General features: G+C 51.7%; 22 protein-coding genes. 11 read left to right on the forward strand and 11 right to left on the reverse strand.

What is annotated here, in order from left to right; all coding sequences use genetic code 11:
* Window positions 1-6: 6 nt before the first annotated feature.
* Complete coding sequence (gene tusE, locus J8X26_RS07960) at window positions 7-336, forward strand: sulfurtransferase TusE (RefSeq protein WP_152324119.1); 330 nt, start codon at window positions 7-9, stop codon at window positions 334-336.
* A gap of 4 nt (window positions 337-340) precedes the next feature.
* Here tusE and yccX read toward each other — a convergent pair whose 3' ends face one another.
* The gene (yccX, locus tag J8X26_RS07965) at window positions 341-619 is read right to left on the reverse strand and encodes an acylphosphatase (RefSeq protein ID WP_208950613.1); all 279 of its coding nucleotides are present in this window, start codon (window positions 617-619) and stop codon (window positions 341-343) included.
* 99 nt (window positions 620-718) lie between these two features.
* On the opposite strand from yccX, the gene rlmI reads away from it, so the two are divergent.
* Entirely contained in the window at window positions 719-1,912 is a 1,194-nt protein-coding gene (gene rlmI, locus J8X26_RS07970) for a 23S rRNA (cytosine(1962)-C(5))-methyltransferase RlmI (protein WP_208950614.1), read from the forward strand.
* Window positions 1,913-2,037: 125 nt separating this feature from the next.
* On the forward strand, window positions 2,038-2,355 hold the full coding sequence (hspQ, locus tag J8X26_RS07975) for a heat shock protein HspQ (RefSeq protein WP_104921500.1): 318 nt from the start codon (window positions 2,038-2,040) through the stop codon (window positions 2,353-2,355).
* A gap of 75 nt (window positions 2,356-2,430) precedes the next feature.
* Here the strand turns inward: hspQ and J8X26_RS07980 are convergent, their stop codons facing one another.
* Window positions 2,431-2,844, reverse strand: a complete 414-nt coding sequence (locus J8X26_RS07980; RefSeq protein WP_152324122.1) for a CoA-binding protein — start codon at window positions 2,842-2,844, stop codon at window positions 2,431-2,433.
* A gap of 190 nt (window positions 2,845-3,034) precedes the next feature.
* On the opposite strand from J8X26_RS07980, the gene J8X26_RS07985 reads away from it, so the two are divergent.
* Entirely contained in the window at window positions 3,035-3,694 is a 660-nt protein-coding gene (locus tag J8X26_RS07985; protein WP_152324123.1) for a DUF2057 family protein, read from the forward strand.
* A 118-nt stretch (window positions 3,695-3,812) separates the two neighbouring features.
* Entirely contained in the window at window positions 3,813-4,274 is a 462-nt protein-coding gene (locus J8X26_RS07990; RefSeq protein WP_152324124.1) for a methylglyoxal synthase, read from the forward strand.
* A gap of 68 nt (window positions 4,275-4,342) precedes the next feature.
* Here the strand turns inward: J8X26_RS07990 and helD are convergent, their stop codons facing one another.
* Window positions 4,343-6,397, reverse strand: coding sequence for a DNA helicase IV (gene helD, locus J8X26_RS07995; protein WP_208950615.1), 2,055 nt, complete (start codon window positions 6,395-6,397; stop codon window positions 4,343-4,345).
* A gap of 194 nt (window positions 6,398-6,591) precedes the next feature.
* On the opposite strand from helD, the gene J8X26_RS08000 reads away from it, so the two are divergent.
* Together J8X26_RS08000 and yccS are read left to right on the forward strand one after the other, a co-directional pair.
* Window positions 6,592-7,053 (forward strand): YccF domain-containing protein, encoded by a 462-nt coding sequence (locus J8X26_RS08000; RefSeq protein ID WP_152324126.1) that lies wholly within the window; start codon window positions 6,592-6,594, stop codon window positions 7,051-7,053.
* 35 nt (window positions 7,054-7,088) lie between these two features.
* Window positions 7,089-9,230, forward strand: a complete 2,142-nt coding sequence (yccS, locus tag J8X26_RS08005) for a YccS family putative transporter (protein WP_208950616.1) — start codon at window positions 7,089-7,091, stop codon at window positions 9,228-9,230.
* Window positions 9,231-9,254: 24 nt separating this feature from the next.
* On the opposite strand, the gene J8X26_RS08010 is transcribed toward yccS, so the two are convergent.
* Complete coding sequence (locus J8X26_RS08010; protein ID WP_208950617.1) at window positions 9,255-9,887, reverse strand: TfoX/Sxy family protein; 633 nt, start codon at window positions 9,885-9,887, stop codon at window positions 9,255-9,257.
* A 216-nt stretch (window positions 9,888-10,103) separates the two neighbouring features.
* Between J8X26_RS08010 and sulA the strand changes: the two genes are divergently transcribed.
* Window positions 10,104-10,610, forward strand: coding sequence for an SOS-induced cell division inhibitor SulA (sulA, locus tag J8X26_RS08015; protein ID WP_165058066.1), 507 nt, complete (start codon window positions 10,104-10,106; stop codon window positions 10,608-10,610).
* A gap of 354 nt (window positions 10,611-10,964) precedes the next feature.
* Entirely contained in the window at window positions 10,965-12,038 is a 1,074-nt protein-coding gene (ompA, locus tag J8X26_RS08020) for a porin OmpA (RefSeq protein WP_152324706.1), read from the forward strand.
* A gap of 122 nt (window positions 12,039-12,160) precedes the next feature.
* On the opposite strand, the gene matP is transcribed toward ompA, so the two are convergent.
* Window positions 12,161-12,619 (reverse strand): macrodomain Ter protein MatP, encoded by a 459-nt coding sequence (gene matP, locus J8X26_RS08025; RefSeq protein ID WP_195812770.1) that lies wholly within the window; start codon window positions 12,617-12,619, stop codon window positions 12,161-12,163.
* A 210-nt stretch (window positions 12,620-12,829) separates the two neighbouring features.
* Here matP and J8X26_RS08030 point away from each other — a divergent pair, with 210 nt between their 5' ends.
* Both J8X26_RS08030 and fabA read left to right on the forward strand, forming a co-directional pair.
* On the forward strand, window positions 12,830-14,596 hold the full coding sequence (locus J8X26_RS08030; protein ID WP_208950618.1) for a Lon protease family protein: 1,767 nt from the start codon (window positions 12,830-12,832) through the stop codon (window positions 14,594-14,596).
* 68 nt (window positions 14,597-14,664) lie between these two features.
* Window positions 14,665-15,183 carry a bifunctional 3-hydroxydecanoyl-ACP dehydratase/trans-2-decenoyl-ACP isomerase gene (fabA, locus tag J8X26_RS08035; protein WP_165058072.1) on the forward strand — a complete coding sequence of 173 codons (519 nt, stop codon included), beginning with the start codon at window positions 14,665-14,667 and terminating at the stop codon, window positions 15,181-15,183.
* Between the two features lie 143 nt (window positions 15,184-15,326).
* Here the strand turns inward: fabA and rmf are convergent, their stop codons facing one another.
* From rmf to rlmKL, 6 genes are all read right to left on the reverse strand, one after another.
* Window positions 15,327-15,494 (reverse strand): ribosome modulation factor, encoded by a 168-nt coding sequence (rmf, locus tag J8X26_RS08040; RefSeq protein ID WP_013574871.1) that lies wholly within the window; start codon window positions 15,492-15,494, stop codon window positions 15,327-15,329.
* A 275-nt stretch (window positions 15,495-15,769) separates the two neighbouring features.
* Window positions 15,770-16,339: a membrane integrity-associated transporter subunit PqiC gene (gene pqiC / locus J8X26_RS08045; protein ID WP_208950619.1), complete on the reverse strand. Its 570-nt coding sequence runs from the start codon at window positions 16,337-16,339 to the stop codon at window positions 15,770-15,772.
* A complete protein-coding gene (gene pqiB, locus J8X26_RS08050; protein WP_371819761.1) occupies window positions 16,339-17,991 on the reverse strand; it encodes an intermembrane transport protein PqiB in 1,653 nt (550 codons plus the stop codon). The genes pqiC and pqiB overlap by 1 nt, the downstream gene beginning before the upstream one ends.
* Window positions 17,978-19,249, reverse strand: a complete 1,272-nt coding sequence (gene pqiA / locus J8X26_RS08055; RefSeq protein ID WP_208950620.1) for a membrane integrity-associated transporter subunit PqiA — start codon at window positions 19,247-19,249, stop codon at window positions 17,978-17,980. The genes pqiB and pqiA overlap by 14 nt, the downstream gene beginning before the upstream one ends.
* 81 nt (window positions 19,250-19,330) lie before the next feature.
* Window positions 19,331-21,235, reverse strand: coding sequence for an ABC transporter ATP-binding protein (locus tag J8X26_RS08060; protein ID WP_208950621.1), 1,905 nt, complete (start codon window positions 21,233-21,235; stop codon window positions 19,331-19,333).
* A 5-nt stretch (window positions 21,236-21,240) separates the two neighbouring features.
* Window positions 21,241-23,361 (reverse strand): bifunctional 23S rRNA (guanine(2069)-N(7))-methyltransferase RlmK/23S rRNA (guanine(2445)-N(2))-methyltransferase RlmL, encoded by a 2,121-nt coding sequence (gene rlmKL / locus J8X26_RS08065; RefSeq protein ID WP_152324136.1) that lies wholly within the window; start codon window positions 23,359-23,361, stop codon window positions 21,241-21,243.
* Window positions 23,362-23,423: the final 62 nt, after the last annotated feature.

The raw sequence follows: 23,423 nt of genomic DNA on the forward strand, positions 1-23,423 counted from the left end.
GGTTGTATGCTGGAATTCGACGGTCAGGTAATAGAAACCGACGCTCAGGGTTACCTGAAAAACAGTAATGACTGGCAGGAAGGCATGGCACCGCTGCTGGCAGAAGAAGAAGGCATTCAGCTTACCGATGCGCACTGGGAAGTGGTGCGTTTTGTGCGCGGGTTTTATCTCGAATTCAATACATCACCGGCCGTGCGCATGCTGGTGAAAGCGATGGCACAGAAATACGGTGAAGAGAAAGGCAACAGCCGCTATCTGTTCAGGCTGTTCCCGAAAGGCCCGGCCAAACAGGCGACAAAAATCGCAGGCCTGCCAAAACCGGTAAAATGCCTGTAATGCTTCAGTATTTGATTTTGAAATCGGTGTAATGACCGGGAGCGGCGGGCTCACACAGCACGCGATCAACCCGCGCATGTTTCGGGCCGCCCTGTTTCAGCCAGGCTAGCAGATGATCCACTTTCTCCTGTTCGCCGCACGCCACCACCTCGACGCTGCCGTCCTCAAGATTTTTTGCATAACCGGTCAGCCCTAACCCGGTAGCCTGATGTTGTGTCGCAAAACGAAAACCGACCCCCTGCACCCTGCCGTAGACATAGGCGGCTATACTGACTTTTGCCATAATATTTCTCTCCGTTAGCGGTATGGTTCGTTGCAATTTCACCTGCATGACCGGACAATGTCGCTCTTTTTTGTCTCCGAACCGACAGAACCTAATTTTATGACTGCACGTTTAATTCTGGCCAAAGGCCGCGAAAAATCACTTTTACGCCGCCACCCATGGGTGTTTTCCGGCGCTGTTCAGCGCCTCGAGGGTAAAGCCAATTCCGGCGACACTATTGATATTGTAGACAGTCAGGGGAAATGGCTGGCGCGCGGTGCTTATTCGCCGTCATCCCAGATCCGTGCCCGTGTCTGGACTTTTAAACAAGATGAAGACATCGATATTGATTTTTTCATCCGCCGTTTACAGCAGGCGCAAAGCTGGCGTGATTATATCGCCAAACGTGACGGGCTGGACGGCTACCGTCTGATTGCCGGTGAATCCGACTGTCTGCCGGGCATCACCATTGACCGTTTCCAGAATTTCCTGGTGCTGCAATTGCTATCTGCTGGTGCAGAATACCAGCGCGCACCTCTGATTGCCGCGCTGCAACACTGCTATCCGGAATGCGCCATCTGGGATCGTTCCGACGTTGCGGTGCGTAAAAAAGAAGGCCTGGAGCTGGTTCAGGGTCACGTCGTCGGTGAAGAACCCCCTGCCCTGCTGCCGATTCAGGAACACGGTATGAGCCTGCTGGTTGATATCAAAGAAGGCCATAAAACCGGCTTCTATCTTGATCAGCGCGACAGCCGCTTTGCTGCACGCAGCTACGCAGCTGGCCGCAATGTGCTGAACTGTTTCTCCTACACCGGCGCGTTCGCCGTGTCTGCGCTGATGGGCGGCTGCACCAAAGTCACTAACGTAGATACCTCTCAGGCCGCGCTTGACGTTGCGCGTCAGAACGTTGAGCTGAACAAACTGGATCTATCGAAAGCCGAATTCGTCCGCGAAGACGTTTTCCAGCTGCTGCGTAAATACCGCACGGAAGGCCAGCAGTTCGACATGATTGTGATGGATCCGCCGAAATTTGTTGAGAACAAAAACCAGCTGGCAAGCGCCTGTCGTGGTTATAAAGATATTAATATGCTGGCGATTCAGTTGCTGCGTCCGGGCGGAATTCTGCTGAGCTTCTCCTGTTCCGGTCTGCTGCCAACCGATTTGTTCCAGAAAATCCTCGCTGACGCCGCACTGGATGCCGGCCGGGAAATTCAGTTCGTGGAGCAGTTCCGTCAGGCTGCCGATCACCCGGTGACCGGCGCGTATCCTGAAGGTTTGTACCTGAAGGGCTTCGCCTGTCTGGTGATGAATTAATCCGATGATCACGACGTGCTGTTCCGGCAGCGCGTCGCAGAATTTTTAGCAGATTAAGCGGTCAAAACTTGAAATAGCACATTTTATCTCCATATAGAGATTAATGATGATTTTGGGAGATGACTATGATTGCCAGCAAATACGGTATCGGCCAGCAGGTTCGCCACAGACTGTTAGGCTATTTAGGCGTGGTAATTGATGTCGACGCTGAATATTCACTCGAAAAACCCGGCGTCGATGACGTCGCCGCTGACGATTCAATGCGTGCCGCGCCCTGGTATCACGTGGTAATGGAAGATGAAGAAGGCCAGCCGGTACACACGTATCTGGCAGAAATTCAGATTGATCATGAAGCTGCCCGCTCGCACCCGGAACAAACGTCTCTGGATGACCTGGCCGCTTCTATCCGCAGTCAGTTACAGGCACCGCGTCTGCGCAACTGATTATCCCGCGCCCGCATAATGAAAAACCGGCTATTTTTGGCCGGTTTTTTTTCGTCTAATCACTGCCTGCGGCGGTTACTTTTCCATACCCAGCCGCGGGATTTCAATTTTCGGACAGCGATCCATCACCACTTTCAGCCCGCCATCTTTTGCCAGCACAGCGGCCTGTTCGTTGATCACGCCCAGTTGCAGCCACAGCACTTTTGCTTTAATTGCGATGGCTTCCTGCGCTACACCGTAAGCGGCTTCCGCGTTACGGAAAACATCGACCATATCCACCGGTTCTGCGATTTCAGCCAGCGATCCCACCGCTTTTTGCCCCAGCAGTTCCTGCCCTGCCAGTTTCGGACTGACCGGAATAACCTTATATCCCTGAGAAAGCAGATAAGCCATGACGCCATAACTCGGGCGGCCAGGATTGTCGCTGGCGCCCACCAGAGCGATCGTTTTTACGTCCTCAAGAATTTTGCGAATATCATTGTCTTGCACGGGGTTATCTCCTTTTGACCTGTATCCGCTAAGTGTAACGCAGCCTGACAGTTTCGACAGGGCCCGGCGCAAAAAGGATCGGTGTGCAGAATTGCCTTATGTGAAATTAAAACATTTTGTAAAACTTTGACACACAATCACCATTACTGAATAATGGAGGATGAGCAATGGTGTGTCTGAGGAGAGAAGAATGAAAGTCTGTCGTGCGCTGGTCGCATTAGCGAGCTTCAGCCTGATGGCGTCAGCTTCTGCGACCTCACTCAAACTATCTGCGGATGTGGATGTGCTGGTTATCGACGGCAAACAGATGTCTGGCGCTATTCTGAAAGGCGCGGACAGCCTTGAGCTGGATGGCGGGCAGCATCAGATTTTGTTTCAGGTCAGCAAGAATCTGCACCCTGCTGCTGCGCAAAACGCGCAGATTTATCACTCTCCGGCATTGATCGTCACATTCAATGCCAAAGGAAGTCGCTCGGTTTCTTTCATCCTGCCTTCACTGAGTAATGAAAAAGACACCGCCCAGTTCAGTCAGCAAATGAATTATCAGCTGGTGGATGATCAGGGAAAAACTCTGGTAACCCAACGCGATGTCCTGAGCCTGTTTACCCCGGGTAATACGGCTGCCGCTGAAAAGCTCATGATGACGTATAACTTATCCGGTGCACGCGCTGCCGTACCTTCTTTTGCCCGAGGTAATACCGACAGAAAATCAGCGCTGGCAAGTGATGTTCCTTCGCAAATTTCCATCGCTTATCTTCATCCGCTCTGGACGCGTCTGGCCGCCAATGCCGGTATCGAACAATTTTTACTCTGGTTTAAACTGCCGGAAAAACAAGAACGCGCGTCGTAACTTAATCTGCATCACGCATTCTCTTTCTTAACGTCGATTTGTTGCCCCCACGCTATGCAGTAAAACGGAGTTTCAGTATTCTGTGAGCCACTCTTACTTACGCGTTGAAGGGAATTAGATGGAATACACGACCCGTACGATCGCCAAACAAAAACACATTGCCCTGGTCGCGCATGACCACTGCAAAAATACCCTGATGAAATGGGTGGATAAAAACGTCGCTGAACTGTCGCAACACGTTCTCTATGCCACCGGCACCACCGGAAATATGGTTCAGCGTAGCACCGGGATTACGGTAAAAAGTATGCTGAGTGGCCCGATGGGGGGTGACCAGCAGGTTGGCGCACTGATTGCGGAAGGAAAAATTGATCTGCTGATTTTCCTCTGGGATCCGCTCAATGCCGTTCCTCACGACCCGGATGTTAAGGCCCTGCTGCGCCTGGCAACTGTATGGAATATTCCGGTCGCCACCAATGTGGCGACGGCGGATTTCCTGATTGCCTCGCCGCTTTTCCAGTCAGAAGTGGATATTACTATCCCTGATTATCAGCGTTACTTGTGGGCACGTTTGAAAGAATGATGCGCACAACTGCGTATTCGTCACACCTTCATCAACACAACGCCCGGCATTTGCCGGGCGTTGTGTTGTCAGGGTTTTCGTTGCACCGGAACGCCGATATCTTCCAGCTGCTCCACAAAAACGGAAGGGCGTGCTTTATCCTGCATTAACCAGACCTGATGCTTCGCACGGGTCATCGCCACATACAGTAACCGCCGTTCCTCGGCATCCATGAAGTTTTCCGGTTCCGGCAATAAGACCTGTTCCAGCACCGATTCACGCGCCGGTGCCGGGAAGCCGTCGTTGCCTTCGTGCAGGCCGACTATAATGACGTATTCCGCCTGCTGACCTTTACTGGCGTGGATCGTCATAAATTCAAGATTCAGCTTAGGCCAGCGGGTAGCGGCCTTTTCCAGAATCTGCGGCCGTAAATGGTGATAACGCGCCAGCACCAGAATTTTTTCATCGGCAGTGACATAGCCACTGAGCTTATCCAGCAGCTTTTCCAGCTGTTCGTCCGGCAAGATCACCACGTTTTTCTTGTTGCCCTTCGTCAGGCTGTTCAGCGGTTTTTTCAGCTGATAAGGGTTCTGCTGAACAAATTTATTGGCGATTTCACCGATGCGGTCGTTGAAACGGTAAGTGGTATCCAGCGTGCACTGAGCCCCTTCGCCAAAGTGTGTTGAGAAAGCGGTGGTCAGGGAAAGCTCTGCACCGCTGAAACGGTAAATCGCCTGCCAGTCATCGCCCACCGCAAACAGGCTGGTGCGCTTATTCAGCTTGCGCAATGCCGACAACAACAGCGCGCGCTGCGGGGAAATGTCCTGAAATTCATCGACGAGAATGTGTTTCCACGGGCTGACAAAGCGACCTTTCTCCAGAATGTTCACAGCCTGATGAATCAGCCCGGAGAAATCCACCGCGCCCTCTTCTTTCAGCGCCGTTTTCCAGGCTTTCAGTAACGGAGCCATCAGGCGGATGCGCTTAGAAAACAGGTCTTTCACGTCTTCGTGTGCGCTCTCAATCATTTCGGCCTGGCTCCCGCCGTGCGTACGCATCAGACTCAGCCAGCGCTCAAGACGGCTGCCCAGACGTTCGGCCAGCGGTTTATTCTTCCAGTAATCCCCTTCCGGCACATCCCATTCAAGCTCATCGGTCATCCACTGCCGCCAGCCGCTGGCCTGCACTTTCTTGCCAGCGCATTGTTCCTGCCAGGTTTTGATAAGCAGGCTGCGGCGCGCTTTCGCATCAGTTTCCAGTTTGCTGATTTTTGGCGCTTTCTTGCTGCCTTCCTGAATAATCTGCAAAGCCAGCGCGTGGAACGTTTTGGCTTTGATCCCGTCGGTATGCAGACGTTCTTTTATACGCGTGTTCATTTCATCCGCGGCCTGACGTCCAAACGCCAGCAACAGAATTTGCTCCGGTACCGCTTCCTGACGGTGCAGCAACCAGCCTGCGCGCGCCACCAGCACCGAGGTTTTGCCGCTGCCAGCACCTGCCAGCACCAGAACCGCGTCTTCGCCATTCACTACCGCGCGACACTGACTTTCATTTAGCGGAGAAACTTCGACGGTATCAAAGAAGTCCTGATTTTCCGCAATCACCCGGTCAGTCCAGGCCAGATTGCGTTTATCGACGCTGCGTTTTCCCTGCTCAAGCCAGCGTAAGCAGGTGTGATAATCTTCGCGGCAATTATCGAAATCATTGAGACGCCCGACGGGGACAGGAATGGCGGAAAATGCCCCGGTGATGTCTTTCTGGACGTCAGCCAGATCGGCGCTTTTAAACCACTTATCCTGTTCTTCAATGTGCGTGATTTTTTCAATTTGCCCGTGCAGAACGCCCGCGCTGACGCCACTCATCTCCTCACTCCAGGCCTGCCAGATTTTGAGAAGGTGCTGATAAAAACGCTGCGTTTCCTGCCACTCAGTGCCGTGCAGGCGGACAACTTTTGCCTCGGGCAATTCAAATTCAAGCTCGCCCCAGACAATGCCACGCTTACAGCGGATCTGGATAAGCTGATTAAAAGGGATCAGGTAGTGGTGTTTGTCGCCGCTGACTTCTACGCCTGCATTAAGCAGACGCACCCGATTATAGGGATGCTGCGCCAGATGTTTCCCGAAAGAGGTCGATTTCAATTCCATATCATCACACCGTTTTTTCTCTTTAATTCCTGACGGAAAAGTAATATTTCTTATTTTACATGCAAGTCGTTTTAAGAGTTTACCTTTGATTTGCAGAGGCGATCCACATTCCAAAACAGGGTAGAATAAGACGGTGTTTCTTTTTAGTTAACCTGAAATTTTTCAACTTATTAATATCTTCGGGAAGAGTCGATATGCGCACTGTACTCAATATTCTTAACTTCGTTTTAGGCGGTTTTTTTACCACCCTCGCCTGGCTATTCGCCACGCTGGTGAGCATTGTGCTGATATTCACCCTGCCGCTGACCCGCTCTTGCTGGGAGATCACCCGTCTTTCACTGATGCCTTTTGGCAATGAAGCGGTGCATGTTGACGAATTATACCCGGAAAAACGCAGCGCGCTGATGTCCGGTGGCGGAACCCTGTTGAATATCTTCTGGTTTATTTTTTTCGGCTGGTGGTTATGCTTGTCACACATTTTGGCCGGCATCACTCAATGTATCAGCATTATCGGTATTCCGGTGGGCATCGCGAACTTTAAAATCGCAGCCATCGCGCTCTGGCCGGTAGGGCGAAGAGTGGTCTCCGTCGAACTGGCAAAACAAGTTCGTGAAGCCAATGCCAGCCGTCAGCTAAAAAACGGACGCATTCGCTGATTTTTCATTTTTGATGTTAACCGTGGGGTTTTTCCGTGCTTTCTATTGCACCGGGTTTGAGGCGCTATGCCTATAACAGCAATGTGCTTTACCACATCAGGATTTTCATTGCGCTGGCGGGTGCCGCCGCAATGCCCTGGTGGCTGGGTCAGATAACGCTGACCATCCCTCTGACGCTCGGCGTGGTAGCGGCTGCGCTGGCCGATCTGGACGATCGTCTGGCAGGTCGCTTACGCAATTTGCTGATCACTCTGGTCTGCTTTTTTATCGCTTCAGCGTCTATCGAACTGCTGTTTCCCTATCCCTGGTTATTCGCACCCGGGCTGATGATTTCAACCTGCGGTTTTATCCTGCTGGGCGCACTTGGACAACGGTATGCCACGATTGCGTTCGGTGCGTTGCTCATCGCGATTTATACAATGCTCGGCACCAGCATGTATCACATCTGGTATCAGCAGCCTCTGATCCTGCTCGCCGGCGCCATCTGGTATAACCTGCTGACGCTGGCCGGGCATATTATTTTCCCTATCCGGCCGCTCCAGGATCAGATTTCCCGCTGTTTCACGCAGCTGGCGGCTTATCTGGAAGCTAAAGCGACGCTTTTTGACCCCGATCAGGAAGATAATAATCAGCAACTGGTGGAACTGGCCATGGCTAACGGCCAGCTGGTTTCTACGCTGAATCAGACCAAAAATACGCTGCAAACCCGCCTGAAAGGTGACCGCGGACAGAAAGGTACTCGCCGGACCCTGCACTATTATTTTGTGGTACAGGATATTCATGAGCGCGCAAGCTCATCGCATGTGAAATACCTCAAACTCAGCGAGCAGTTTCACCACAGCGATATTCTTTTCCGTTTTCAGCGTCTGATGAGTATGCAGGCCCGCGCCTGTTTGCAGCTTTCCCAGTGCATCCTGTATCGCCAGAAATATACGCACAACAGCCAGTTCGAGCGGGCGTTTTCCCGTCTTGAAGAAGCGCTGAAACGACTGGAATATCAGGGCGAGCACCGGGAAATGCTCCAGGCTCTTCGCCATCTTCTGAGGAATTTGCACGCGATTGACGCGCAGCTGGCGAATATCGAATCAGAGCAATCATTACCGGAAAACCAGACAGGCAAAAGTCCGTTCGTCGACGATAAGCTCACCGGGCTGGATGATATCTGGCTACGTATTTCCCGGCATTTCACGCCGCAGTCTGTCCTGTTTCGTCATGCAGTGCGCATGTCGGTGGTGCTGTTTATCGGCTACGTATTCATACAGGTCAGCGGCCTGAGCCACGGTTACTGGATTTTGCTGACCAGCCTGTTTGTCTGTCAGCCGAACTACAGCGCGACCCGCCGCAGGCTGGCGTTGAGAATCATCGGGACACTGGCCGGGATTGCTCTGGGCATTCCGATTTTATACTTCGTGCCTTCGGTTGAAGGGCAAATGATCCTGATTGTGATCAGCGGATTATTGTTCTTTGCCTTCCGCACCGTGCAATACGCGCAGGCGACGATGTTCATCACCCTGCTGGTGTTGCTGTGCTTCAACTTGCTGGGAGAGGGTTTTGAGATTGCGATACCCCGAATCATCGATACGCTGATTGGCTGTGCGATTGCATGGGCCGCCGTGACGTTCATCTGGCCGGACTGGAAATTCAGGCAGATTGATAAAGTCGTCAGCAAAACGTTCGACGCAAACTGCCGGTATCTGGATGCGATATTAGTGCAATACCATCAGGGCAAAGATAACAGTCTGGATTACCGTCTGGCTCGGCGTGACGCGCATAACTGCGATGCTGAGCTGGCATCGGTGGTTTCGAATATGAGTTCGGAGAAAAACAACGACCCTGCCACGCTTGAAGCGGCGTTTCGCTTGCTGTGTCTTAATCACACCATGCTGAGTTTCATTTCAGCGCTGGGGGCGCATCGTGAAAAACTCGGTGATACCGAAACCCTGAGACTGCTTGATGACGCGGTCTGCTGTGTTGATGGCGCACTGCACCATTTGCCTTCTGAATCCGGGCGGATAGAAAAAGCCCTGGAGCAACTGACGGCAAGGATCCAGATGCGGACGACCGATTCAGACAGCAAAGAACAGCTTGTCTTGCAACAAATCGGATTGCTGGTGGCCCATCTTCCAGAGCTCACCAGTCTTAACAGTAAAATTCTGCCCGTTCAGAGCCATGACTGACAGCCCGTCAGGATCCGGTGAAACTTAGTGCATCGTGTCGAATGGCTGCTCTTGCTGGTGGTTAAACCATTGAGTCAGTATTTCTCTGGAAGCCATCGGCAAAGCGGCCTCGTGATATCCCAAAATGGCGCCCTCCAGCGCCATTAACAAGTTAATACCCAGATTCTTCTTTTTCATTGCGCAGAGTTTCAGGTAGGTCTTGCACGCGCCTTGTGTGCGCAGATCGCCCGAATTTGCTATCCCCACCTGCCAGAGCAACCGCTCCAGAGCCAGAGAAAGATTCGGTAAATCTTTTAGCCGCCCGGCTTCGTTATTTTTGCGCAATTCGATTTCACGCAGCATTCCTTTAAGTGAGTATTTACCCAGTTTCCGCACAGCCTCGGTATCGTCCCACTGCGCCGGATTAATTTTGAAATAACGTAACTTCACATCCATTCCCCGCTTGCGATAAATCAATCTCTCCATCTTCTTCCGGCAAAAATGTGCCTCAGTTTCAGCACTGGCGCGCAGATATAATTCTCCGTCTGAGACCAATGCAAACATGGCTCCATCAGCAGATAAACTGAAGCCGCCAAACTGGGTACGGGCACGTACTTCCCCCAGAGAAGCAAAAATTTCCAGACACTCCAGCACTCTTTTTTTTGATTGATTTATCATCGCGTTATCCTTTTCATGTTCATTCCATATATCCCATGTAAGTTACCTGTACTGCTAAAAGCAAAATACGCAATGTAGAGATGGGCAACAAACATAAAATGCAGCCAGAGGATATTCCCTTCAAAATTTGCGAGATGTCTTGGAAAAATTGGGTTGATCTTTGCTCATCGCCAGAGTACTGTACATTCATACAGTAACCTACTGGGGTATATCACTATGCGCACTCAACATCTTACAAATCATCATTTTAGTCAGTCTGCTTTGCCCGTCGCCCACACACAGGTAAATTCGTCTGCGTCCTTGAATAATGGTCTGATCACGGAGTTCGTTTATAGTGCGAGCCAGCCAGCATTTGCGCAGTTACTTCTGCCCCTGCTTCAACATTTGGGTATGCAATCCCGCTGGTTGTTATGGCTCACGCCTCAGCAGAAACTGAGCCGTCACTGGTTATCTCAATCTGGTTTGCCGGTCGATAAAATGGTGCAGGTAAATCAAATCACAGCGATGTCTACAGTTGATGCAATGGAAAAAGCGTTGCTCACAGGGAATTACAGTGTTGTGCTTGGGTGGTTACCCGATTTGAATGATTCAGAAAGAGAAAGACTGCAAATTGCAGCACGTCAGGGAGGGTCATATGGGTTCATTATGAAGCCAACAAATGAACAGAATTCAGCTAGTGGACATCACTCCACAGTAAAAATTCACTCTTCTGTATACCATTAGTTCAAATAGGAATGTTCCTACGAAAATAGTACGGAACTTAGTGATTTGTGCTGAAACCGGCTTCAAACCCAGTAAAAATGGGTATTCCGACCTCAGATTATCTCCAGTTTTTGTCAACAATTAGTCAAAGCCGTTAAGAAATGTGTACGTTTTTCCCTTTTTTTCCACGGTGTTAACACTTCAAGCTTGTAAGTTTCGCGCCACGTTGTAGACTTTACAACGCCAAGGTTGCTCTATAATGCCAACGTAAAGTGGCAAGTTCTTAATTGAAGCAAGAATCTTGGCGTAAGGATTTTAACCAAGGGCTTAAAGCTTAAAGCTCAATTGCCTATTTGGATGATAACGAGGCGCAAAATGAAAAAGACAGCTATCGCATTAGCAGTGGCACTGGCAGGTTTCGCTACCGTAGCGCAAGCCGCCCCTAAAGATAACACCTGGTATACCGGTGGTAAATTGGGCTGGTCCCAATACCATGACACTGGTTTCGCAAATGCTTACGAAGGTATCGGCAACGGCCCTACCCACGATAGCCAACTGGGTGCAGGTGCGTTCTTGGGTTACCAAGCGAACCAATACCTGGGCTTTGAAATGGGATATGACTGGCTTGGCCGCATGCCTTACAAAGGCAGCGTAAACAACGGCGCGTTCAAAGCACAAGGCGTTCAGCTGGCTGCTAAACTGAGCTACCCGCTGACTGACGATCTGGACCTGTATACCCGTCTGGGTGGTATGGTTTGGCGTGCAGACTCCAAAGGTAACTTCGGTGGTACTGGTGAGCGCGTAAGCGATCACGACACCGGTGTTTCTCCACTGGCAGCTGTTGGTGTTGAATACGCAGTGACCAAAAACTGGGCTACCCGTCTGGATTACCAGTGGGTTAACAACATCGGCGACGCGCAGACTGTTGGCGCACGTCCAGACAACGGCATGCTGTCTGTAGGTGTTTCTTACCGTTTCGGTCAGGATGATGTTGCAGCACCAGTTGTTGCACCAGCTCCAGCACCAGCTCCAGTTGTGGAAACTAAGAAATTCACTCTGAAGTCTGACGTTCTGTTCAACTTCAACAAAGCGACTCTGAAACCAGAAGGCCAACAGGCTCTGGATCAGCTGTACAGCCAGTTGAGTTCAATCGATCCTAAAGACGGTTCAGTTATCGTTCTGGGTTACACCGACCGTATCGGTTCAGAACAATACAACCAGAAACTGTCTGAGCAACGTGCACAGAGCGTAGTGGATTACCTGGTATCTAAAGGTATCCCTGCGAACAAGATCTCTGCACAAGGCCAAGGTAAATCTAACCCAGTTACTGGTTCTACCTGTGACTCCGTTAAAGGCCGTGCTGCTCTGATCGACTGCCTGGCACCAGACCGTCGTGTAGAAATCGAAGTTAAAGGCTACAAAGATACTGTTACTCAGCCACAGGCTTAATAACACTCTTTAGCTTTAACGATAGATACTAAAAACCCCGCCTCGGCGGGGTTTTTTTATGCTTTGAATTCAGCGATTCGAATACAACAGGAGAAAGCTTTCAACCAGAGATACAAAAAGGCTCAGAGATCTTGTTTACCGAGGATTTGCTGTAAGTCTTCTTTGAGTGAAGACATCTGGTTGGCGTATTTCTCTTTTCGTTCTGCGTCTTCAAGCAGTTGAATGATGGTGTCAGATAACGTTGCACCACGACGCTGTGCAAGGCCTGCCAGCCGCTGCCAGACGAGGAATTCTAAATCGATGGATTTCTTACGGGTATGCTGATGTTCAGCATTAAAATGACGTTTTCTGCGTGCACGAATAGTTTGTTTAAGCCGGTTTTCCAGCGCCGGATTCATGTTATTCACAATCCAGTCCGTGACCTTCACTGGCTCATTTTCCAGACTGAGAAGTTGGTTCACGGATTCCTGTGCGGCACTGTTTTCCAGATGACGGGTGATCCGCTCACCTTCCCGGTGTTTCTTCACTAGGTACTTCCATTTCCAACCGCTTTCAAGATTTTCCAGTTGCTGATATTTCATCGTGAACTCTTCGGTGACCCCGTAACTTTACTAAGCATAACAGCTTTATTTCAATTTTCACCCCAAATAAACCTGCATATATTGTCCGTTTTTTGCGCACCTGGTCAGCAATGTGCACTAAGCCATGTTCAGTCGCGACTCTCATTGTATGCAGCCGGATTTATTCTTGTATAATCGCTCTTTCCCTTTTTATAGAAAACAGCTAACACATTGACCAATAACCGACTTGACTGGCAGCTTTTACTGCCTGACTCCGCGCCTTATGAGGCAATATTTGCAACGGCAGCCCAGTTAGCCCCTGTCGATTTCGCTGGAACACAGCCCCGGCTGGAAAATGGTTTAACGCTGTTTTGTCATCCCCGCTCCCGCCCTCGCTTTATGACGCTTAAGGCGCAGGAAAACCGTGAGTATCTGTCACGCATTGCTCAGGCGGTAAACGATCTGTTGCCTGAACCCACTGAAGTGACTGGCAACCGCTATCATATTGAAGGCAGTAAGGTCACCCTGCTCGCGGCAAAATCAGCGGAAGATGCTTTTGCTGCGAAGTTCACCTGCCAGTATCGCGAGTGGCTTGAGCCGGAGCAGCTGTTTGGCTGTGTTCGTGTGCATAAAGATCTCATCCAGCTCGAACCTGGTCTGGTTCATCAGGTTAATGGCGGTGTTCTGGTGCTGTCTATCCGCACACTCATCGCTCAACCGCTGATGTGGCTTCGCCTGAAACAGATGATCACCGAAGGCATGTATCACTGGGTTTCCCCGGATGAAACCAAACCTTTACCGGTTACCATTCCCCCTATGCCACTGGATCTCCGTCTGCTTCTGGTTGGCGACCGTCTCTCTTTGGGCGATCTGAGTGACATGGAACCGGAGCTGATGGATTCTGCCATTTATGGCGAATTTGAAGCTGACCTGCCGCTGACAGAAGAAAGCGACATGGAAACCTGGTGTGGATATGTCAACACGCTGGCCGATGAGCTGGAAATTCCCCGCCTTGCTGCCGATGCATGGCCTGAATTCTTTAAGCTGGCAATCCGCCAGAGCACCGATCAGGGCAGTCTGACGCTCGATCCGGTCTGGCTGAACGCGCAACTCAGTGAAGCTGCCCTTTATAATGAAGATGAGCTGCTGAGCGCCAAGGCGCTGGAAGCCGCGTCCAGCGCACGTGCATGGCGCGAAAGTTACCTGCAGGAACGTATGCAGGATGAAATTGAGCTTGGGCAAATCCGCATAGAAACTGAAGGAGAAGTGGTCGGGCAGATCAACGGCCTCTCTGTTCTGGAATATCCGGGTCATCCGCGTGCTTTAGGTGAACCTTCGCGCATTAGTTGTGTCGTACACACCGGCGACGGCGAATTTACCGACGTTGAGCGCAAGGCAGAATTAGGCGGCAATCTTCATGCGAAAGGCATGATGATTATGCAGGCATTCCTGATCTCCGAGTTAGAACTCGACCAGCCTCTGCCCTTCTCCGCTTCGATTGTGTTTGAGCAGTCTTACGGTGAAGTGGACGGCGACAGCGCTTCCCTTGCTGAACTCTGCGCGCTGATTAGTGCGCTGTCGATGCAGCCGATTAACCAGCAAATTGCGGTGACCGGTTCTGTCGATCAGTTTGGGAATGTGCAACCTATTGGTGGCGTGAACGAAAAAATCGAAGGTTTCTTCGAGGTTTGTCAGCGTCGCGGTTTGACCGGTAAACAAGGGGTCATTCTGCCAACCAGCAACGTGCGTAATTTGTGCCTGCATCCGCAGGTGATTGACGCCGTTCGCGACGGCCAGTTTCACTTATGGGCAGTCGATAGCGCAGACGAAGCGCTGCCTATCCTGACCGGACTGATTTACTCCAACGAAGGAGAAGCTGAAGAAGAGCTTGCAAGTTTGCTGGGATTAATTCAGCAGCGTATTGCACTTGTCACGTCTCAGGGCAGCCCCCGCTATCCGTGGCCTCTTCGCTGGTTGAACTGGTTCAACCACAGCTGATCGGAGTTGTTCAGCTTACAGCTGTAAGCTAAGCTCCGCCCTTCATTAAAATAAGGCTTACATAGAACATGGTAGATAAACGCGATTCCTATACGAAAGAAGACCTCGTAGCTTCTGGCCGCAGTGAACTGTTCGGTGCAGGCGGCCCTCCATTACCATCAGGCAACATGCTGATGATGGACCGCATCGTGAAGATGCAGGAAGATGGCGGCACCCATGGCAAAGGCTATGTTGAAGCTGAATTAGATATCAATCCTGACCTGTGGTTCTTTAGTTGCCACTTCATCGGCGATCCGGTCATGCCGGGTTGTCTGGGTCTGGATGCAATGTGGCAGCTGGTAGGTTTCTATCTGGGCTGGCTCGGTGGCGAAGGCAAAGGCCGCGCACTGGGTGTGGGTGAAGTGAAATTCACCGGTCAGGTATTACCGACGGCTAAACTTGTCACTTACCGCCTGAACTTCAAACGCGTGATCAACCGTAAACTGATCATGGGCGTTGCAGATGGCGAAGTTCTGGTTGATGGCGTAGTTATCTATACTGCAACGGATCTGAAAGTCGGCCTGTTCAAAGACGCGGCGGCGTTCTAAGAGCCCTTTCAGTTCATGCCAGACAAACGGTGAGCCCTGTGCTCGCCGTTTTTTTATGATCTTTTAAAGTTCAGCTGAAAGAGCCACAAACAAAAACCTCCGCGCGCAGCGGAGGTCGTTCCTTATTCTGACAGGGGAGCCGCTTAAGCGGTAACGGCCCTGTCCTCCATGGCTTGTCGCCAACCCCCGAGCCAGTGTGATCGGGCATCTAATGATTGGTACGGACAAATCTCCTTAGAGCGTCCGCCAATACCTGCTTGATATCCACGTGATTGTGCCCGTTCCAGGCGATCGCGTTTTTGTCTCTTCATGCCTTGTATCCCTCATTATTCAGGTCAGGTGGAAAGAAAACAGTGGAGCGCTTCTGCGTCCACACCTAACAAATAGCCGCAATCGCAGGAGAGGTCAATGCGCAAAATTCACGCCAATGTCACATTCGTGAGCTATATTATTCGATTGCGCGCAAACTAATCGCGCCAGCGTAATGCTCATCTGGCTGATCGTCATAAAAAAATCCCGGTGTCTGAAAAGTCAGAAACCGGGATTTTTTGTCTTTAACTTAAAAAATATTAAGCTTAAAAAATTGTCATCTTATCTGTGATGCAATCTGGCCTGCTTCTTGCTGCCAGCCTGTCGCCAGCGTTCTGACCAGTGCATCATAACCGTCTTCGTTTTGTTTCAGGTTCAGCGCGAAATCACGCTGAACTGTCTGCCCAGCGTGCGTCAACGTCCAGCTGCCGCTGACCACCACGATACCATCGTAGCGGCCATGGAAGCCGGTGACATTCACGTTCAGCACATCCTGATCGTCAGAACCGCCCGCCTGCGAAGAAACCAGGAAGCCCGGCAAATCTCGGCGCAGATAGGTCACCAGGGATTGCTGAAGCTGCTGATCCAGCGGGCTGGCCCAGAGGTTATTCTGAGTCAGTGTATATTGCACATCATTGGTCTGGTAAACCAACCCGGTTCCCGCCAGATAATCAGCCACACTCACCCGTTCTACCCACAAGTGACGCTGCGCGGTTGAACCGGATGCCATCGTGCTGCCCGCCACTGGCGTGCTGCTAAGTACCGGCAACTGGTAATACGTTTTCTCGTTACTGCTGCTGCATGCAGACAGGAATAATACTAAGACGACAGGTATCCATTTCATCATTATTTGGCCTTCTTCGGCTGAGGATCATCTTGCCCTGGGGCGGCGAAAATCAGTGCATTACTTTTCTGATTCAGCGTTTTCAATACCGGCTGAAGCTCACGCAGCGTTTTATCCAGACTCTGCATATCGCCAACCAGATTGCCGTAGGCCGGTGAGCCAGGCTGGAAGCCTTTCAGGCTACGGTTAAGCTGAATGAGCGTCTGCTGCATATCCGCAGGCAGATTTTTCATCTCTTTGCTCGAGACAATCGCGTTCAGGGACTCAATGGTTTTCTGCGTAGATTTCATCGTTCTCTGGCTTTCAGCCAGCGTGCTGGTCGCTTCACGCATCATCGGCTCAATTGGCAGATTGTTGATTTTATCCAGTGTCGTCATCAGTTTCTGCTGGATTTGCGCAAACCCGCCGCTCACGGTCGGCAGCAGTTTATGTCCGGCAATTTCCAGCGGCCCTTTCCACGGTTTCTCGTTCGGATAGAAATCCAGATCGATATACATCGCCCCGGTCAGCAGGTTGGCTGATTTCATGGAGGCGCGCAGACCATGTGCGATGCCGTCGCGGATATGATCGTCAATATTGAAATTGCTGCCCAACAACTGTGCGAAGCGGTCTGGTTCGATACGGATCAGGATCGGAATGCGGTAATCATCTGACATTTGCTGATTAAGCACATTCATCGGGAACGGCACTTCGGCCACAGTACCGAGACGAATACCGCGGAATTCTACTGGCGCGCCTTTTTGCAGCCCACGGATGGAATCCGAGAAGAACATCACGTAGTCCATATGACGCGTATACAGTGATTCCTGAATACTTTTCTGATCGTCAAACAGCTGATAGTTATCGCCATTTTTCGCTTCAGCGCCCTGCGTCCAGCCGTTCGGAATATCGAAGCTTACGCCTCCGCTAAACAGCGTCGTCAGTGACCCCATCTCCACACGCATACCGGCGGCGGACATGTCGAAATTCACTCCGCTGTCTTTCCAGAAACGCACATTGTCGGTCACCAGCGTGTCGTATGGCGCACGGACAAAAAGCTGATATTTGATGTTACGGGCTTTAGGATCAAAGTGGCTGGTTTCAACCGTACCGACCTGATAACCACGGAACAGCACCGGATCGCCCGGATTCAGTTGCCCTGAACGCTCGCTTTCCAGAATAACACGGACGCCTTTCGCATCCGGTGACGCCAGCGGTGGTGAATCGTCCAGCTTATATTCTTCTTTCTCGCCACCTTTACTACCGGGCTGTAGCTGAATATATGCGCCGGACAACAACGTACCGAGGCCGGAAACACCCTCGCGCCCGATTTGTGGTTTGACCACCCAAAATACGGAATCGCCACGCAGCATTTTTTCCATACCGGTATTGAGACGGGCTTTGATGATGACCTGCTGGAGGTCGTCGCTGAGCGTGACCGTCTCCACTTTGCCCACGTCCACGTTGCGACTTTTGATGGTGGTTTTGCCGCCTTCAATGCCTTCCGCGGTAGTAGTGATGAGCGTGACTACCGGGCCCTGATGGCTGTAGTGATAAAACAGGATCCAGGCCCCGATCAGTGCCGTAACAATCGGCACAATCCACACCGGAGACCAGCGTTTAATTTTTTCGACTTTGGCAGTTCCGTCGTGTTCTGCCATGTTATTTCCTGCCATCTTGTGGCTCCTTTGCAGACTTCATTCCAGCGCGATCCCAAATGAGCCTTGGGTCAAACGTCATGGCGGCGAACATCGTGAGAATGACAACGCCTGCAAACAGCAGCGCGCCGATATCCGGATATATACTCATCAGTTGCCCCATTCTTACCAGGGCTGACAGCACCGCAATAACAAACACGTCAATCATTGACCAGCGGCCAACAAACTCAACAACTTCATAAATGACATGCAACCTTTCCCTGTCGATTTGCTTATTACTGTTGGCATCCCAGCACAGCCAGGCAATGGCGATCATTTTTAATGTCGGCACCATAATACTGGCGATGAAAATCACCATTGCCACAGGGTAAGAGCCGTCACTCCACAGCAGCACAACACCGGCCATGATCGTTGAAGGCATCGGATTCCCGAGAACCTGCGTGATCATAATCGGCAGCATATTGGCCGGGAGATATAACAAAATAGACGTCACCAGCAGGGCCATCGTCCATTGCAGACTATTTTTACGTCGCGCGTGGCCTTTGCTTTTACAGCGCCCGCACACTTCCTGCTCCGCAGGCAGAATCGCCATGCAGCAATGGCAGGAGCGCAGCCCCTGGCGCAAACCGCTCTCGCCTACCCGTAACGGCTGAACAAGTTCAGGTGCGGGTTCGATGTGTTCCCACATCCAGAAGCGATCGGTGCACTGAAACGCGCGCAGTTGCAGCAGGCAAAACAAAACGTAGGGGATAAAGCTGGTGCCAATCCCCACATCACCGTACGCCATCAGTTTGACGAAACTCACCAACACACCGGCGAGAAAAATCTCCACCATGCACCAGCTTTTCAGCCGAAACAGCGTGCGCGCGATGCTCACTTTCCAGTGAACCGGAATTTTGTTGCCGTAGCAAAGGAGGATAATCGAGAGCATGCAAACCGCCGGAAGCAGTTGCACCACGATCATAAACAGAGACGCCATACTGGCGTAATCTTCAGAAACCAAAACCTGCGGGATCTGCACCAGTGTCACTTCACTGCTCAGCCCGGCAACGTTCATATTGACGAAAGGAAAAAGGTTGGCCAGCAACAGCATGAATAATGCGCTGATTGCATAACCGACAGGACGTCTGCGTGGCTCATTCCAGCGGGTTGTCAGCGTCGTATGGCAACGGGGACAAACGGCCTTTTGCCCTATTTTCAGACCAGGTATGGCCACCAGAATGTCGCATTGGGGACACAGGATGTGCGGGTCATTGTCATGGGCGTCAAAACACACTATCGACTCCTCAACAGCGCAAAGGCAAAGGATAGTGGCAACCGGATTTCCATTACGCCGGTTGCCAATCGTAATGCAGTGTTAGCCGTTTTTCTGCGCTTCCAGCGCTTCCCAACGTTCAAACGCCTGCTCTAATTCCAGCTCTGCGGCAGCAAAAGCAGTGAGCACTTTCTGTGTTTCTTCATGAGGAAGTGTGAAGAAATCAGCATCACTCATCTTCTGTTGCAGGGCTTCAATTTTTTCTTCCAGTGCGCTGATTTGCAGAGGCAATTGTTCCAGTTCACGCTGTTGATTATAGCTGAGCTTATTTGCCGTGCGTTTGGCCGGTTCTGCTTTTGGTTGCGCCGCCGGTTTATTTTCCGTGACAACAGCCTGACGAATTGGCTTCTGGTTACGACGCTGATGCTGTGCGTCAAAATAACCGCCCACATAGCTGTTAATCACGCCGTTGCCTTCATAAATCCAGCATTCGGTGGCCGAGTTATCAACAAATTCACGGTCATGGCTCACCAGCATCACGGTGCCCTGATAGCTGTCGATCATCTCTTCCAGCAGTTCCAGCGTTTCCACATCCAGGTCGTTGGTCGGTTCATCGAGGATCAACAGGTTGCTTGGACGCAGGAACAGTTTTGCCAGCAGCAGACGGTTACGTTCGCCGCCGGACAGCGCTTTTACCGGCGTCATTGCACGTTTCGGATGGAACAGGAAGTCTTGCAGATAGCCCAGCACGTGGCGTGCACGGCCATTCACCATCACTTCCTGCTTACCTTCAGCGAGGTTGTCCATCACTGTACGTTCCGGATCAAGCTCGGCGCGGTGCTGGTCGAAGTACGCCACTTCCAGCTTGGTGCCGCAGTGAACGCGACCGCTGTCGGCCTTAATCTGACTTAACATCAGTTTAAGCAAGGTGGTTTTACCACAGCCGTTCGGGCCAACCAGCGCAATTTTATCGCCACGCATCACCTGCGCGGAGAAGTGGCTCACCAGTTGCTTACCGGCAATCGCGTAGCTGACATCTTCCATTTCGAAGACAATCTTGCCCGAAGTCGAAGCTTCAACGACCTGCATCTTAGCGGTGCCCATGACTTCGCGACGTTCAGAACGCTCCTGACGTAAGGCTTTCAATGCGCGAACGCGGCCTTCGTTACGGGTACGACGTGCCTTGATGCCCTGGCGGATCCACACTTCTTCCTGTGCCAGTTTTTTGTCGAACTCTGCGTTCTGCAATTCTTCAACGCGCAGGGCTTCTTCTTTCGCCAGCAGGTATTCTTCGTAGTTACCCGGATAAGACACCAGTTTGCCGCGATCGAGATCGACAATACGGGTCGCCATGTTACGGATGAAAGAACGGTCATGGGAAATGAAGATAATGCTGCCCTGGAACTCTTTCAGGAAATCTTCCAGCCAGGCGATACTTTCGATATCAAGATGGTTGGTTGGTTCATCGAGCAGTAAAATGTGCGGCGCGCTGACCAGCGCACGGCCCAGCGCAGCTTTACGCAACCAGCCGCCGGACAGAGATTTAAGCTCTGTATCCGCGTCCAGACCCAGTTTCAGCAGCACTTCATTAATGCGGCTGTCGAGCTGCCACAGGCCCTGGTGATCGAGGATCTCCATCACCTGCGCCAGTTTGTTCATGTTCTTTTCGCTCGGATCGGTTTCAACCAGATGCGAAATGGCGTGATACGCCTTCAGATATTCAGCCTGCTCGAACACGCCTTCAGAAACGAAATCAAAGACCGTGCCTTCAACGTTACGCGGCGGATCCTGCTGCAGACGCGCAACAATCAGGTCCTGCTCATACACGATACGGCCGTCATCCAGCGGCACTTCTCGGTTAAGGATTTTCATCAGCGTCGATTTACCGGCGCCGTTACGGCCAACCAGACAGACGCGTTCGTTCGGCTCGATGTGTAATTCGGTGTTATCCAATAGCGGCGAGTCACTGAATGACAGCCAGGCACCTGACATACTAATTAACGACATAAACTTTATTTTTCCTCGCCGGCGTGGGACAGCAGCCAGCAGTTATGAATTTGACGGTTACGGGCGAAATCCTGTGACAGGGTTTGGCTGGTGATTTCTTTGGCGGTCAGCCCCAGTTTGCTCAGTCCGTCGAGATCCATCTGGAAGCCGCGCTTGTTGTTCGAGAACATAATGGTGCCGTTGCGACGTAAAATGCGTTTCAGATCTTTCATTAATGCCAGATGATCGCGCTGAACGTCAAAACTGTCGGCCATACGTTTCGAGTTGGAGAACGTCGGTGGATCGATAAAGATCACATCGAATTGTTCATCACACATGCCCAGATAAGACAGGCAATCTGCCTGAATCAGGCGGTGCTGACGGCCGGTCAGGCCATTGGCACGCAGGTTTTTCTCTGCCCATTCCAGATAGGTACGGGACATATCTACCGTGGTTGTGCTCCGCGCACCGCCCAGACCGGCGTGAACGCTGGCCGTGCCGGTGTACGCGAACAGGTTCAGGAAGTCTTTTCCTTTACTCATTTCGCCGAGCATTTTGCGGGCAATACGGTGATCCAGGAACAAACCGGTGTCGAGATAATCCGTCAGGTTAACCCACAGTTTAGCGTCGAATTCCTCAACCAGCAGGAACTCACCCTTCTGTGCCAGTTTCTCGTACTGGCTGGTGCCTTTCTGACGTTCACGGGTTTTCAGGATCAGCTGGCTGGAAGAAATATCCAAGACGGACATCGTGGCGTTAATCACGTCGAACAAACGCTGACGGGCTTTCTGCGCATCAACCGTTTTCGGTGGCGCATATTCCTGAACCACAACTTTGCTGCCGTAGCGGTCAACCGCCACGTTGTAGTCCGGCAAATCGGCGTCATACAGACGATAGCATTCGATGCCCTGCTGTTTGGCCCATTTCTCCAGTTTCTTAACATTTTTCCGGAGGCGGTTGGCGTAATCTTCTGCCATTTGCGCACCTGCCGCGCCGGTCGGGTTTTCCGCCAGCTGGTAGTTTTTCTGCACACATTCCAGCGGGCCGTTTTTCGCTTTGAACTGGCGCTCAGCGCGCAGCTGGAGACAACTTAACAACTCAGGTGACGCACTGAATAAGGAGAGCTGCCAGCCGCCAAACTGTGTCTTCATAATGCGGCCAAGCATGTTGTGCAACGCAATCAGCGCCGGTTCGCTTTCCAGACGCTCGCCGTATGGCGGATTGCTGATCACCGTCCCGGTCGGGCCTTCCGGCAGCGGATTCACCAGTTTGCCGACTTCGGCAGCGTCAAAGCTGATCAATTCTGCCACACCCGCGCGACGGGCGTTGGCACGTGCCATCTCGATAACGCGACGGTCGATATCAGAGCCGAAGAAGCGTGATGATGTTTCCTGAACGCCACGGCGGGTACGAACCTGCGCTTCGGCAGTCAGTTCACGCCACAGTTCAGCGTCAAATTTGCTCCAGCCGGTAAAGCCCCAGTGCTGGCGATGCAGGCCCGGCGCGCGATCGGCGGCAATCATGGCTGCTTCAATCAGCAACGTACCGGAACCACACATCGGGTCGACCATTGGCGTACCCGCCTGCCAGCCAGAACGCATCACGATAGCCGCGGCCAGGTTTTCTTTCAGCGGAGCCTGGCCGGTCAGGTCACGATAGCCGCGCTGATGCAGGCCTTCGCCGCTGAGATCCAGCGCGACGCTGGCAGTATCACGTTGCAGAAACACGTTAACGCGGATGTCCGGTTGCTGTTTTGCCACATTCGGACGTTCGTCCATTTTGCGGGTAAAACTGTCAACGATGGCGTCTTTCACTTTCAACGCGCCATACTGGCTGTTACGGATTTCGTCGTTCAGGCCGCTGAAATGCACGGCAAACGTTTTTTCCACTCCAAACACGGACGGCCAGTCAATCGCCATCACGCCGAGGTAAAGATCCAGATCGCTGTGAACTTTGAATTCGTTCAGCGGTAACAGGATGCGCGAAGCCAGACGGCTCCACAGTAAGCTCCGATACATCAGGCGATCGTCACCTTCAAAATGTACCCCTCCCTGCACAACTTTGCAGGCTTGCGCACCCAGCGTTTCCAGTTCGCTTTTTAACAGTTCTTCCAGTCCACGCGCCGTGCTGGCAAACAAAGAGTTCATATCGACATATCACCAAAAATAAAATTGTTGCGCATTATAGCTAATCCCCACCGCTTGTCATA

Origin of the sequence: Rahnella sp. ChDrAdgB13 (genome assembly GCF_017655185.1) — a bacterium.
In the GTDB taxonomy this organism is placed as follows: Bacteria; Pseudomonadota; Gammaproteobacteria; order Enterobacterales; family Enterobacteriaceae; genus Rahnella; species Rahnella contaminans.